The 12,992-nt window shown below is 45.1% G+C and carries 14 protein-coding genes; 10 read left to right on the top strand and 4 right to left on the bottom strand.

Annotation, left to right across the window (positions count from 1 at the left end; genetic code table 11):
* Nucleotides 1-50 precede the first annotated feature (50 nt).
* The 9 genes from hcaE to KUG37_RS07965 all read left to right on the top strand — a co-directional run bounded on the left by hcaE (nt 51) and on the right by KUG37_RS07965 (nt 9,205).
* Nucleotides 51-1,418, top strand: a complete 1,368-nt coding sequence (gene hcaE / locus KUG37_RS08005; RefSeq protein WP_216935171.1) for a 3-phenylpropionate/cinnamic acid dioxygenase subunit alpha — start codon at nt 51-53, stop codon at nt 1,416-1,418.
* Nucleotides 1,415-1,933, top strand: a complete 519-nt coding sequence (hcaF, locus tag KUG37_RS08000; RefSeq protein WP_216935173.1) for a 3-phenylpropionate/cinnamic acid dioxygenase subunit beta — start codon at nt 1,415-1,417, stop codon at nt 1,931-1,933. The genes hcaE and hcaF overlap by 4 nt, the downstream gene beginning before the upstream one ends.
* Nucleotides 1,933-2,259 (top strand): 3-phenylpropionate/cinnamic acid dioxygenase ferredoxin subunit, encoded by a 327-nt coding sequence (hcaC, locus tag KUG37_RS07995; protein ID WP_216935175.1) that lies wholly within the window; start codon nt 1,933-1,935, stop codon nt 2,257-2,259. The genes hcaF and hcaC overlap by 1 nt, the downstream gene beginning before the upstream one ends.
* Before the next feature lie 2 nt (nt 2,260-2,261).
* Nucleotides 2,262-3,077, top strand: a complete 816-nt coding sequence (gene hcaB / locus KUG37_RS07990) for a 3-phenylpropionate-dihydrodiol/cinnamic acid-dihydrodiol dehydrogenase (protein WP_216935177.1) — start codon at nt 2,262-2,264, stop codon at nt 3,075-3,077.
* A 135-nt stretch (nt 3,078-3,212) separates the two neighbouring features.
* Nucleotides 3,213-4,178, top strand: coding sequence for a 3-carboxyethylcatechol 2,3-dioxygenase (locus KUG37_RS07985; RefSeq protein WP_216940347.1), 966 nt, complete (start codon nt 3,213-3,215; stop codon nt 4,176-4,178).
* A gap of 4 nt (nt 4,179-4,182) precedes the next feature.
* A complete protein-coding gene (gene hcaD, locus KUG37_RS07980) occupies nt 4,183-5,412 on the top strand; it encodes a 3-phenylpropionate/cinnamic acid dioxygenase ferredoxin--NAD(+) reductase subunit (protein WP_216935182.1) in 1,230 nt (409 codons plus the stop codon).
* Nucleotides 5,413-5,712: 300 nt separating this feature from the next.
* On the top strand, nt 5,713-6,621 hold the full coding sequence (locus tag KUG37_RS07975; RefSeq protein WP_216935184.1) for a DMT family transporter: 909 nt from the start codon (nt 5,713-5,715) through the stop codon (nt 6,619-6,621).
* Between the two features lie 186 nt (nt 6,622-6,807).
* On the top strand, nt 6,808-7,743 hold the full coding sequence (locus KUG37_RS07970; RefSeq protein ID WP_216935186.1) for a cation diffusion facilitator family transporter: 936 nt from the start codon (nt 6,808-6,810) through the stop codon (nt 7,741-7,743).
* A 406-nt stretch (nt 7,744-8,149) separates the two neighbouring features.
* A complete protein-coding gene (locus KUG37_RS07965) occupies nt 8,150-9,205 on the top strand; it encodes an MBL fold metallo-hydrolase (RefSeq protein ID WP_216935188.1) in 1,056 nt (351 codons plus the stop codon).
* 94 nt (nt 9,206-9,299) lie between these two features.
* On the opposite strand, the gene KUG37_RS14730 is transcribed toward KUG37_RS07965, so the two are convergent.
* The 3 genes from KUG37_RS14730 to KUG37_RS07950 form a co-directional block, all read right to left on the bottom strand.
* Entirely contained in the window at nt 9,300-9,452 is a 153-nt protein-coding gene (locus KUG37_RS14730) for a hypothetical protein (RefSeq protein ID WP_254202652.1), read from the bottom strand.
* 135 nt (nt 9,453-9,587) lie between these two features.
* Entirely contained in the window at nt 9,588-10,031 is a 444-nt protein-coding gene (locus KUG37_RS07955; RefSeq protein ID WP_216935190.1) for a thiol-disulfide oxidoreductase DCC family protein, read from the bottom strand.
* Between the two features lie 107 nt (nt 10,032-10,138).
* Entirely contained in the window at nt 10,139-11,659 is a 1,521-nt protein-coding gene (locus tag KUG37_RS07950; RefSeq protein WP_216935192.1) for a catalase, read from the bottom strand.
* Between the two features lie 642 nt (nt 11,660-12,301).
* On the opposite strand from KUG37_RS07950, the gene KUG37_RS07945 reads away from it, so the two are divergent.
* Nucleotides 12,302-12,481 (top strand): hypothetical protein, encoded by a 180-nt coding sequence (locus KUG37_RS07945; RefSeq protein ID WP_216935194.1) that lies wholly within the window; start codon nt 12,302-12,304, stop codon nt 12,479-12,481.
* On the opposite strand, the gene KUG37_RS07940 is transcribed toward KUG37_RS07945, so the two are convergent.
* A complete protein-coding gene (locus tag KUG37_RS07940) occupies nt 12,478-12,978 on the bottom strand; it encodes a hypothetical protein (protein WP_216935196.1) in 501 nt (166 codons plus the stop codon). The genes KUG37_RS07945 and KUG37_RS07940 overlap by 4 nt on opposite strands.
* Between the last annotated feature and the right edge of the window lie 14 nt (nt 12,979-12,992).

The raw sequence follows: 12,992 nt of genomic DNA, 5'->3' as shown, positions 1-12,992 counted from the left end.
GAATTGAGTCTATTTACTTTGTGCCTTGATGGGTCACAGGAGAGCTTTTCATGAGTGGAAAAATTGATGTGCGTGAAATCGACGCTTTAGTCGATGCACAAAATGGACGTATCACTCCATCTATTTATACAGATCCAGATATTTACGAATTAGAACTTGAACGCGTTTTCGGCCGTACTTGGTTGTTCCTTTGTCATGAAAGCCAAATTCCTAAGGCTGGTGACTTTTTCAACACCTACATGGGTGAAGATCCGATCATCGTGGCACGTCAAAAAAATGGCTCAATCAAAGCATTCTTAAACCAGTGCCGTCACCGCTCTATGCGTGTGAGCTTCGCAGACTGTGGTAATACCCGTGCATTCACGTGTCCATACCACGGCTGGTCTTACGGTATTGACGGTTCTTTAAAAGACATCCCGCTTGAAGAGCGTGCTTACCCGCAAGGTGCATGCAAAGAACAATGGGGCTTGGTCGAAGTTAACCGTGTGAAGTCTTACAAAGGCCTGGTATTCGCTTGCTGGGATGAAACCACGCCTGACCTAGAAGAATACATGGGTGATATCGCTTGGTACCTAGACGGCGTTGTAGATCGTCGCCCAGGTGGTACAGAAATCATTGGTGGTGTACACAAGTGGGAAATCGAGTGTAACTGGAAATTTGCGGCTGAACAGTTTGCATCTGACCAATATCACGCATTGTTCTCTCACGCATCTGCAATTCAAGTGCTTGGTGCGAAACCAGACGACGAATCCTCTAAGAAATTGGGTGCTGCACAAACGGCTCGTCCTGTTTGGGAAACTGCCAAAGACGCGATCCAGTACGGTTCACGTGGTCACGGTTCAGGCTTCTTCTTCACAGAGAAACCAGATGCAAACGTATGGGTTGACGGTGAAGTTGCAAACTACTTCCGTGAAACTTATGAAGAAGTGAAAGAACGTCTAGGTGAAACTCGTGCACTGCGTCTTGCAGGTCACAACACCATGTTCCCAACATTGTCTTGGTTGAACGGCACTGCAACACTTCGCGTATGGCACCCACGTGGTCCAAACAAAACTGAAGTATGGGCATTCTGTATTGCCGATGCTGAAGCGTCTCAAGAAGTGAAGGAAGCATTTGAACGTTCTGCGACTCGTGCCTTTGGTCCTGCTGGTTTCCTAGAGCAAGATGACTCTGAAAACTGGATCGAGATCCAAAAAGTTTTACGCGGCTATAAAGCGCGTCAAAACAAACTCATTATGGAAATGGGTAAAGGCAACGAGAAATTCCGTGAAGATGGAATCCCGGGTATTACCAACTATATCTTCTCTGAAACTGCAGCACGTGGCATGTATCGCCGCTGGGCAGATTTGTTGATCCATGAAAAATGGGAAGACGTAGAAAAAGCAGCTGATGAATACGAGAAGGAGCTAATGAAATGAGTCAGATTAGTTTAGAACTTCATCATCAAATTAGTCAGTTTCTCTATCGTGAAGGCAAAGCGCTAGACGATTGGAAATTCCGCGATTGGCTGGATATGTTGGCGGAAGATATTTCTTATACGCTACGTACCACGCCAAATGCACAAACCCGTGACCGTCGTCGTTCAGTTGAACCACCTACAACATGGGTGTTCAACGATACGAAAGATCTTTTAGAGCGTCGTGTAGCTCGTCTTGAAACCGGTATGGCTTGGGCTGAAGAGCCTCCTTCACGTACAACTCACATGGTGAGCAATGTGATTGTTGAAGCAACCGAGATTGAAGGCGAATATGACGTGTACGTGACTTATCTTTTGTACCGTACCCAAAAAGAGAAAGACATTGTCATTTACTGCGGTAAACGCCATGACAAGATCCGTAAAGTTGAAGGCGGCCTCGGCTTCCAGATCTTCAACCGTAAGATCATGCTTGACCAAGCTACTTACAGTTCACATAACCTGAGTGTATTCTTCTAATGAATAAGATTTTTGTTTGCCAAGTTGACGAATTGGACGAAGGCGATGCATTGAAAGTGGATTGCGGTGTAAACGGTATTGAAGCGCTTGCAGTATTCAACAACGGTGGTGAGTTCTTCGCAATGAATGACCGCTGTTCACATGGTAATGCGTCTATGTCGGAAGGTTATCTTGAAGACGACGGTACGGTTGAATGCCCACTGCATGCAGCCCGTTTTTGCTTAAAAACAGGTCAAGCATTGTGTCTACCTGCAACTGATCCAATCCAGACATTCCCAGTGATTGTTGAAGATGGTCAGTTGTTTGTAGAAATGGCAGGAGAGTAATCATGGGTTGGCTACAAGGCGAAGTTGCACTCATCACCGGCGGTGGTTCGGGTTTAGGTTGGGCATTGGTTGAACGTTTTCTGGAAGAAGGTGCCCAAGTGGCCGTTCTTCAACGTTCAAAAGCAAAAGTGGATGCCTTGAACGAACACTTTGGTGGTAAAGTTCTTGCGATTGAAGGTGATGTGGCCAGCTATGAAGACAACGTTCGTGCAGTGAATGCCACGGTAGAACGTTTTGGTAAACTCGACTGCTTCGTCGGTAATGCCGGTATCTGGGATCATTATGCCGATATCGTCAATACCTCAGGCGAGCAGCTGGAAAAAGCCTTTGACGAGATTATGGGTATTAATACCAAATCTCTGATCTTGGGTGCAAAGGCTGCACTGGATGCATTGATCGCTTCTGAAGGTTCTATCATATTTACTTTGTCTAATTCGGCACTGTACTCTGCTGGCGGAGGCCCTGTATATACTGCATCTAAGCATGCAGGAGTGGGTATTATGAAAGAATTGGCCTACGAGCTTGCGCCTAAAGTACGAGTGAACGCGGTTGCACCATCAGGTATGAATGTGAATATCAAAGGCGCGGCATCGCTGGGTCAGGAAAATGTTGGCCTGCTTGATGCCCGTGATCCTGAGAAAATTGCACGTGGCATGCCGCTGAATTTCCTGCCTGAACCAGAAGACATGACAGGTTCATATGTGCTCTTGGCTTCTCGTGCCAACAACCGTCCGTTGACTGGCGTTCTGATCAATGCAGAATGCGGTCTCGGGATTCGTGGTTTACGTCAGCCACGTGCCGGTTTCTTTGACGAATAAACATCGCTTTTCAAAAATCTCCCCTGACCCCTCTTTCTTAAAGAGGGGGATGCTCCCTCCTTTTTTTAAAGGAGGGTTGGGGTGGATTCAGCTTTTAACTTTAAGGATAGAAAGCTTTCCTTTTTGGAGTCTCTCATGGCCGTTAAACTTATTTGTGCATCGCACAGTCCTTTAATGGAATTTGCTTCACCACAGGAAAAGCGTAAAGAACAAGCCGTTCGTGATGCTTTTGAAAAACTCTCTGCTGAAGTAAAAGCTTACGACCCCACCCTGATCATCACTTTTGGTCCTGACCATTTCAATGGTTTCTTCTATGACCTGATGCCAAGTTTTTGTGTCGGTATTCGCGCCAAAGCCGCGGGTGACTGGGATTATGGTAAAGACAATGATCATATCGATGTACCTGAAGACAAAGCTCTAGGCTTAGTTCGCCGTGTCTTGGATGAAGGTGTTGATGTTGCTTACTCATATCGTATGCAAGCGGATCATGGGGTGACTCAGCCCTTACATTTCCTGTGTGAAGGCCAGCTTGATCGTTATCCAACGATTCCAATTTTTATTAATGGCGCTGCAGCACCGATGCCAACCACCAAGCGTACCATCGCTTTGGGTCGTGCAGTAGGTCAATACATCAAATCTCTAAACCTTGAAAATGAGCGTGTGCTTATTTTAGGTACTGGTGGTTTATCGCATGATCCACCGACACCGCAAATGGGTTCGGTTCCTCCTGAAGTGGAAGAATTCCTGATTGCAGGGCGTTACCCCTCAATTGAGGCACGTAATCATCGCCAAGCCAAAATCATTGCGGTCGGTCAGAAACTGGCAGCAGGCGATACCTCGGTTGCAGTGCCGCTCAATGCCGATTGGGATCGTGCATTGCTAGAAACCTTCAAGAAAGCGGATTTTGCGACATTGGAAGCGATGACTGAAGATGAAATTCGTCGTGACGGTGGTCGCGGTGGTCAGGAGGTTCGTTCTTGGATGGCGGCATTTGCAGCATTGCATGAAATGGGTGAGTACGACATGACCACGCATTGCTATGAAGACATCAGCGAATGGATTGCCGGCTTCGGTATCGTATCTGCAGATTTAAAAGGTTAATAAAATGAGCAACGTAAACAACATCGTGATCGTGGGTGCTGGTCAAGCAGGTGCGAGCGCAATCTTAGAACTTCGTGGCAACAAGTATGAAGGTAAAATCACCTTAATTGGTGATGAAAGCCATCTTCCTTATGAGCGCCCACCGCTGTCTAAAGATGTGATTCTCAAACCTGAAGACACCAAGATCGAAATCCTGTCAGAACAGAAACTGGCAGATTTAGGTGTGACTACGATTCGCGGCAATGGCGTACAAAAAATTAACGCTGATGCGAAAATGGTGGAACTCCAAAACGGTGACGTTGTTGCTTATGACAAATTGCTTTTAGCAACAGGCGGTGCAGCACGCCGTTTGCCAAACTTCGATGCCTTAGGTAAACATGTTTATACCTTGCGTAACTTGGAAGATTCTCAAGCCCTTGTGCCTGTACTTCAAGCCGGTCGCCGTATCATTTTAATCGGTGGTGGTGTGATTGGTCTTGAGCTTGCATCATCTGCACGCTTTAAAGACTGTCAGGTCACTGTGATTGAAATGGGACCGATGGTAATGGGGCGTTGTTCACCGCGTATTTTGAGTGAATTCCTGCTCGAGCAGCAACGTCTTGCGGGCATAGATGTACGTCTTTCGACTCAGATTGCTGATTGCAAGCTTGAGGGTGAAGAAATTGTCGTGACCCTCGAAGGCGGTGAAGTGCTACGTGCAGATGCCGTGATTTACGGGATCGGCATTATTCCCAATGCACAGCTGGCTGTAGAAGCAGGTCTAGATGCAGATTTTGCCGTACATGTGAATGAAAACTGCCAAACCTCAAATGCTGATATTTATGCAGCAGGCGATGTTGCATCACAACTGCGTGCTTGTGGCAATCACCGCCGCGTAGAAACTTGGGAAAATGCCAATCTTCAAGCCGGTATTTTTGCACGTCATGTGATGGGTGTGGAACATCCTACGCCAAATCCGGCCTGGTTCTGGACTGATCAGCTGGAGATCAACTATCAGTTTGTCGGGGATATGTCTGCTGCAGAATGGCATAATCGCGGAGAGATTGATGCGGCACAAGGCGCTGCATCCTCATTTGTCTTGTTTGGTGTGACGGATGGCTTGATTGTGGGTGGTATTACGGTCAATGCTGCCAAAGAAATGCGGCATTTGAAAAAACTGATTAGCAAGCAAGCGGTATTTGAAGCAGATAAATATCTAGATTTGAGTCAAGATCTTCGTAAGCTGGTCAAATAATCTCGCTTTACAAAAAAGCAGACCATGGGCAACCTAGGTCTGTTTTTTTTATGATTGTTGAAAAACTCAAAGACGCATTTGACGATTTCACAACCTCAAATGCTGTGTAAAAGCAACTGCTAGCGCGAAGGTGAAGCCTCACTTTTGAAAGATCAAAAGTGACAAAAATCTTTTGCTAAACTGAAGATACATCCCTATATCTCAGTTTAGCGGCGGCATCCATGCCACCAAGTGAAATAGATTTTGGCTGGACTTCATGTGCCGTGGTGCTTCTGAATTTATATTGAGATAGAACCATTTATGACTTCGAATTCCTCTCCCATACTGGTGACGGCAAGTATTTACGCTTTATTGGTGCTGATCTGGGCTGCAACACCGCTGGCGATTGTCTGGAGTGTTGCCGAAATTCACCCGATGTGGGTGCTGATTATCCGCTATTTTGGTGCTTCGATTATTGCGCTATTCCTGCTAAAGATCATGCGTGATCCGCTGCCATTTGATAGCACTTCGATGAAAAGTTATCTGGCGGGCAGTCTGAATCTGATTGGCGCGCAGCTGTTTATTTATCTGGCTGCTAACTACCTGACCTCAGGTTTAATGGCACTTATTTTCGGATTCTCACCGCTGATTGCCGGTCTGATCGGTCATGTAATTTTAAAAACCCATAAACTGGTCTGGCTGCAATGGCTGGGGATGGCGGTGGCTGTTGCTGGCTTGTGTTTTGTTTTTGCCGATTCGGCAGACAGCAAGATCAATCCCTGGGGCGTGGTGCTGATGCTGATCAGTATGGTGTCTTATATCAGTTCGATTTTCTGGGTTAAACAGATCAATGCACCTTTGAGTCCGATGTCTCAGGCTACCGGTTCACTTCTGGTGTCGGCATCCGGTTCACTGCTGCTGATTCCATTCATCTGGCAGCATATGCCGACTCAGCTACCCGGCACACAGGCGCTGATCGGTTTTGTATTTACCATGGTCATGTCCTCAATTGTGGCGATGCTGTGCTATTTCTGGCTGATTCGCCGATTAGCCGCATCCACCGTGTCTTTGAGTAATGTGATGACACCAGTGATCGCCTTGGTATTGGGGGCGACGCTAAATCATGAAATCATCAGTAGTCATGCTTTTGCAGGCATTGCGGTGGTGATGTTTGGGATTATTCTGTATTTCTGTAAAGAATGGCGTGAGCAATATTTTTCTAGACATTAATCTGGTCATCAATGAAAAGGGCAAACGCCCTTTTTAGGGTCTGGGCTTTTCTAAAGGCAGACTGGAGGTGCGAGAACAGCACGACGAAACAACAATTTGTAAAACAACTCGGCAGTCAAAACACTTTAAGATGCAAGAAATAAGATTAATAAAAACTTGATCAAAATTATTTAGGACAGTATCAAGATGTCTGAATCCAATAAAATTGTCGTATATGCAGCCATGTTTGGAAATTTAGCGATTGCCCTCGTTAAATTTATCGCAGCCTATCTCACCAATAGTTCTGCAATGCTGAGTGAAGCTGTCCATTCGGTGGTCGATACCCTGAATGAAATTCTGTTGCTATATGGAATGAAGAAAGCCCAAAAAACTGGAGATGCCAAGCATCCGTTTGGCTATGGTCGTGAACTTTATTTCTGGGCTTTCATTGTGGCCCTGATGGTTTTTGCGCTGGGTGCCATCGTCTCTATATTTCAGGGTATTTACCATATTATCCAGCCTGAAGAAATGCAGAATCCTCTGATCAACTATATCGTGCTTGGCATAGCCATTTTATGTGAAGGATTTTCATGGTTAGTGGCATTAAAAACGTTTCGTAAACAAAAAGGAAATATGGGATATTTTGAAGCCTTTCGACGCAGTAAGGATCCAACTACCTTTACCGTTTTATTTGAAGATACTGCCGCGCTGATCGGCTTGTTGATTGCTTTGGTCGGTATCTTTCTGGCCCATCAACTGAATATTCCCGAGCTGGATGGGGTGGCCTCAATTTTAATTGGTGTGGTGCTTGCAGTATCGGCCTGGTTTCTGGCACGTGAAACGAAAGGCCTGTTACTCGGTGAAACTGCAGATCCAAAACTGCGGGATAATGTATTGAAGATTGCTCAACAGGATGCTGCGGTTTTTAGCGCGAATGGGGTTTTGACAGAGCAGATGGGTGCGCATCAAGTCATTGCATCCTTGAGTCTGGAATTTAAAGATGGTTTGACCTCCGATGAAATTGAAATCTGTGTAAACAGGATCGAGGCCCAGATTAAACAATTGCACCCGGAAATTATTGCACTATTTGTGAAGCCTCAAACCAAGGCGGTGTGGTTGGAACGAACCCTAGGTCGTATATAGGGACATGAAAAATCGCTTGAGGGCAGTTTTTCGATCTCAGCTCGCTTCTCTAGCACGCCTAATGTGATGCTACCGTTGTAGCAGATGCACTCTGTCAGGAAATTACCAATGGCGGTCATACCTCTGTCAAAATGAGCCTATCCATGTTTGGCAGCATTTTGTATTTTTAGACAGAAGGGCGTGAGCAATATTTTTCTCGATAATCCAGTGCTTCCCTAAGCTGAAGGTATTTTCCCAGTATGTTTTTATTAAAAATAACAAAAACATACATGATTAACTGTGAGGGATTTCATACTATATTGCTATGCGCCTGTTTTTAGTTTGTATGCTAATTAAAAGATACTCCACTTGACCCTTTCAAGCGGATGCTGTCTTGCATATAGCGAATAATAAATAGTGGATATTTATGCAAGATTTTTTTAAAACTAAAAAATTTCAGTTAACCACGCAGTCCAGCTGGAAACATGTCTGGTCTAAGCCGGTATTTGAGTATCTGCATTCCGATCATTTTGATGGTCAACGCTTCTATAATCCGGAATATTCCCCATTATCGCGCAGTCGCTTTGATTTATATAAATGGCTGGTTACCCGAAAATCCAGTACCTGGAATGTCAACCTGGATGAGGAGCGTACCGAGTTTTTTGCACGTCCACGTGCCTTGCCGCAGCATCGTCCTGATGCTCCTTTAGATGACTGGCAAATCTGGTTTATTGGTCATGCCACCGTGCTCATTCAGATCGGACCCTATAATTTCCTGACCGATCCGGTCTGGGGCGAATATGCCGGTCCTTCTGCCTCTACTGGGCCGCAGCGCGTCATTCCGGCAGGTATTGCCCTGGATGAGCTGCCACATATTGATGCTGTACTGCTTAGCCATAACCACTATGATCATATGGATCTGGCCAGTCTGGAATGGCTGCATACAACTTTTCAGATGCCAATTTATACCGGTCTGGGCAATGCCTGGTATTTGCCAGAACATTACACCGTGCACGAAATGGACTGGTGGGAAAACGCATTTTTTGAAGAGATCCGGATTGTCTATACACCGGCACAACATGCCTCAGGGCGCGGCATACGCGATCAGAACTCTTCACTCTGGGGAGGCTTTTCTTTATTGCATGGCAAGGAGCATTGTTTCTTTGCCGGAGATAGTGGCTATGCCTCACATTTTAAGGAAATCCGCAAACGTCTGGGTGCACCGCGGATTGCCTTGCTGCCGATAGGCGCTTATGAGCCGCGTGAACTGATGCGCGCTATTCATATGAATCCTGAAGACGCTTATCATGCCCATCATGACTTGCAGGCCAAATGCTCACTGGCCATTCATTACCGCACTTTTCAGCTGACTGATGAAGACCGCGATGCACCCGAACATGACCTGCATGAAATTATCAAGCATTCCTCCAAGCTGATTAATCCGTTTTACTGCATACGTGAAGGCAAACGGATTATTGTCTAAGGATTTGCTGTTCCTGTTGAATGAGTTGTATGGCAATCACAGAAAGCATCAGCATGGCGATATTCATCAAGACAGAGTTGAAGGCTGCGCCAAGTTATAAGGGCGCAGTAAGGGCAATCAGCAGCAGTAATCCTGCAAGTCCTATGATATTCCATCCATGTAATACAATCGATCTGTTCCATTTCAAAAAACATAAGCCAAACAGCATTTCACATATGCCAGAAAAGCCAACCCAGACTTTGGCCAGTGCCAGCTCAAAGCCCAGGTTGTGCCAGATCGTGATTTCAGCAGGGGGACTGGAACAGAATTTTTGGAATCAGTCCTTGATGGAGCCAGAGCATCGCCAAGCTAAATGGTGCGAAGTGCTTGAGTGAAAACAGGCTTAGGATTCACGAATAGCATTTTCCAGAAAATGGCGTTTATTTTCGCTGGATGGAATCAGGCAATAATCGGTTTTGCCAAATAGCTGGTAGCGATTTAAAGCAACCCCACGATATAGAAAATCGCGGATAAAGCGTGGAACGAAATAACCTGCGCCCATTAAATTAAATGGAAAACCGATATGCTGCAGCACCTTCAGTAATGCCGTCGATTCGGTATAAAGTGTGCCATCTTGAATGACGAGCATCGTGGTGTAATGTTCAGTGGACATCTGATAATGCTCGAGCAGGGCAACACCTAAAGGGGATTGGGCGGAAACCAGTTTAAACTGTATTTTTTTATCGTATTTAATCAAGAATCGTGCCCAGCCATTACAGATCACGCAAACAGCATCAAATAAAATGATGTTGTGTTGTTGAATGATGTCTTCAATATTCGGGTGCATTGTTGTATTTCTTTTGGCAAAAGGTTGTTTCTATAGTGCTAGATGTCCTAATAAAAAACCACCCGAAGGTGGTTTTTATACAGTTTCTATAACAGGTTTAAATGGGCTTAGAGAAAGCTAGCTAAACCTTTGGCTGGATCAGTTTCGCGTGCCGCCTGAGCATCTGCTACGGTCATCCCGAGTGCCTGTGCTACGCCTTCGCCATAGGCCGGGTCACAGCTATAACAGTTACGGATGTGACGGTATTTGATGAAATCTAGCGCATCACCCATTGCTCCGGCCGTGTTATTGAACAGAGCCTGTTTCTGCTGGTCATTCATCAGATTGAACAGGGCACGTGGCTGGCTGAAGTAATCATTGTCATCTTCACGGAAATCCCAGAAATCGGCATCACCAGTGATTTTCAGTGGTGGCTCTTTAAATTGAGGTTGTTCCTGCCACTGGCTGAAACTGTTCGGTTCATAATGTGGCAATGAACCATAGTTGCCATCCATACGGCCCTGACCATCACGACGATTAGAGTTTACAGGACAGCGTGCAGCATTGACCGGAACCTGTGAATGATTCACGCCAACACGGTAACGCGCTGCATCGGCATAGTTTACCAAACGCGCCTGTAGCATACGATCCGGTGAGTAACTGATCCCCGGTACCAGGTTACTTGGTGCAAAGACAGCCTGTTCTACATCCTGGAAATAGTTTTCCGGATTGCGGTTCAGCTCGAACTCACCGACTTCAATCAGTGGATAATCACCCTTCGGCCAGACTTTGGTCAGGTCAAATGGGTGATAAGGAACTGTTTCAGCTTCCAGTTCCGGCATGACCTGAACATACATTTTCCATTTTGGATAGTCACCACGTTCGATAGCATCAAACAAGTCGGTCTGGCTACTTTCACGGTCTCTGGCGATCAAAACTTCTGCTTCAGCATCGCTTAGATTCTTGATAGCCTGTTGAGTACGCATATGGAATTTTACCCAGAAGCGTTCATTCTGGGAATTGATAAAACTATAGGTATGACTACCAAAACCATGCATATGGCGGTAGCCATCAGGAATACCCCTATCCGACATTACAATCGTGACTTGGTGCAGGGCTTCAGGCAGCAATGTCCAGAAATCCCAATTATTGGTAGCACTGCGCTTGTTGGTTTTCGGGTCGCGTTTTACCGCTTTATTCAAGTCAGGGAACTTGCGGGCATCACGCAGGAAAAACACCGGGGTGTTGTTACCAACCAGATCCCAATTGCCTTCTTCAGTATAGAATTTCAGGGCAAAACCACGGATATCACGTTCTGCATCGGCAGCACCGCGTTCACCGGCCACCGTCGAGAAACGCGCAAACATGTCGGTTTTCTTGCCGACTTCCGAAAAAATTTTGGCGCGGGTATACTGGGTAATATCGTTGGTCACGGTAAAGGTACCAAAAGCACCTGAACCTTTGGCATGCATACGACGCTCTGGAATCACTTCACGAACAAAGTTGGCCAGTTTTTCATTCAGCCATAAATCCTGGGCGAGTAAAGGTCCACGTGCACCTGCCGTCATACTGTTCTGGTTGTCGACTACAGGCGCGCCAGCTTCAGTGGTCAGGTGGGTCACAGGGCATTTTTTAAAATCTTGGCTCATCTTTCCTCTCCAAGTTTTGAATATCTTGTAGCGTTTATCCAGTATTCACAAAATATTAAGCTATATGCATAGGGCATCAGGTATTACGCTATTTTCAATATCTTGATATAAATGCTGTTGGGGCACAAAATGGGATTCACAGGATATAATTGAGTAATGTCACTCAAAAAATATTATTAAAGTTAATAAAGTCTAAAATATTGAAAATTAAATGGTTACTTTGTAAAAATAGCGAGTTTTCTACTCGCTGACAATATCAAATTCTATTTATTTTGCATAACTCAAATAATGAATGGGATTAAACGAAAATAACAATATTCAAGTCCCTAATATGTTTTTATCCCAGAATAAAAATAATAAATGAATAGATCTTTTTAAAATAAATTTTATAACTGATTTATTTTAAATGGTTTTTTAATTGGGTTTTGTTTCTCTGAAAAAATTCAGAAAAAGAATGAATGGAATAATAATATTTTCTGGCCATAACTTTCATTTCTGCATACAGAAAATCCTGTCTCAATGGTCTTTTTTTTTAAAAAAGCATTGGCAAATATGCTTGAAAATTGTCCAAGATGGCGTATCATTATTTTCCCCACTCGCGTGGGAGCTCACTGAAATATAGTTAAAAGGTGAAAGTACAACATGGCCAAGAAGAAAACAGTCGAGCATGTGGTGATCCATAATTTTGTGGCAAAACACATGCATGAAGTCAACAAAAGTCAGGTTTTTGTAGATCGAAAGAAAAATGCAAAATGTGGCTACAACAAGCACAGACAAGGGCGATATTCCATGGAAGATCGCCCTTTTTTAATGGCAGCTTAAGGTCTGTACGGTGGTTGGGGGCGACGCGGTGGCTGTTTGGGATTGGTTTTAACTGGAGAGAGTGGGGCGACAGGCCGGGTACTACGGGTTTGTGAATTTTGATTGGAGCGTTGGGATGGTGTTGGGGGTTCATCTGCGATGAAGTCATTAAATAGTTGATGCAGTCTGCTTTGAACAGGTGGTTTGTGCTGAGAGGAATGAGGCTGTGGTCTGGTCTGCTGAAAACTGGCAAATTGATCTTTTTGCTGGCGATAGAGTTTGGCCGCAATCACAGAGGGATCATTTCGGCCTAAACGCCGTCGTTGCGATGCCGAAATTTCAATGCCCAATAATGGGGACATTTTTGGCCGATCGGCATAGCTGCTGGCTCGATTGCTGGCAGGACGTGTATAAGATGAACCGGAATAATCAGCATTTTTCCGGGCTCGCAAGGCAGGTGCAATAATGACAATATAGAACACTATAATTATCATGAACAGGATAACCAGAAATTCCATAACCACCTCTACTG

This window comes from Acinetobacter sp. BY419 (genome assembly GCF_019038395.1).
Taxonomy (GTDB): domain Bacteria; phylum Pseudomonadota; class Gammaproteobacteria; order Pseudomonadales; family Moraxellaceae; genus Acinetobacter.
The sequence above is the reverse complement of the archived record's forward strand: the minus strand, read 5'-3'. Positions and strand labels throughout refer to the sequence as shown.

Bases quoted from the DNA above. Each gene is read 5' to 3' on its own strand.
- hcaB (WP_216935177.1), top strand. From the start codon at position 2,262: ATGGGTTGGCTACAAGGCGAAGTTGCACTCATCACCGGCGGTGGTTCG.
- hcaD (WP_216935182.1), top strand. From the start codon at position 4,183: ATGAGCAACGTAAACAACATCGTGATCGTGGGTGCTGGTCAAGCAGGT.
- KUG37_RS07965 (WP_216935188.1), top strand. From the start codon at position 8,150: ATGCAAGATTTTTTTAAAACTAAAAAATTTCAGTTAACCACGCAGTCC.
- KUG37_RS07970 (WP_216935186.1), top strand. From the start codon at position 6,808: ATGTCTGAATCCAATAAAATTGTCGTATATGCAGCCATGTTTGGAAAT.
- KUG37_RS07950 (WP_216935192.1), bottom strand. From the start codon at position 11,659: ATGAGCCAAGATTTTAAAAAATGCCCTGTGACCCACCTGACCACTGAA.
- KUG37_RS07955 (WP_216935190.1), bottom strand. From the start codon at position 10,031: ATGCACCCGAATATTGAAGACATCATTCAACAACACAACATCATTTTA.
- KUG37_RS07945 (WP_216935194.1), top strand. From the start codon at position 12,302: ATGGCCAAGAAGAAAACAGTCGAGCATGTGGTGATCCATAATTTTGTG.
- KUG37_RS07985 (WP_216940347.1), top strand. From the start codon at position 3,213: ATGGCCGTTAAACTTATTTGTGCATCGCACAGTCCTTTAATGGAATTT.
- hcaE (WP_216935171.1), top strand. From the start codon at position 51: ATGAGTGGAAAAATTGATGTGCGTGAAATCGACGCTTTAGTCGATGCA.
- KUG37_RS07975 (WP_216935184.1), top strand. From the start codon at position 5,713: ATGACTTCGAATTCCTCTCCCATACTGGTGACGGCAAGTATTTACGCT.
- KUG37_RS07940 (WP_216935196.1), bottom strand. From the start codon at position 12,978: ATGGAATTTCTGGTTATCCTGTTCATGATAATTATAGTGTTCTATATT.
- hcaC (WP_216935175.1), top strand. From the start codon at position 1,933: ATGAATAAGATTTTTGTTTGCCAAGTTGACGAATTGGACGAAGGCGAT.
- hcaF (WP_216935173.1), top strand. From the start codon at position 1,415: ATGAGTCAGATTAGTTTAGAACTTCATCATCAAATTAGTCAGTTTCTC.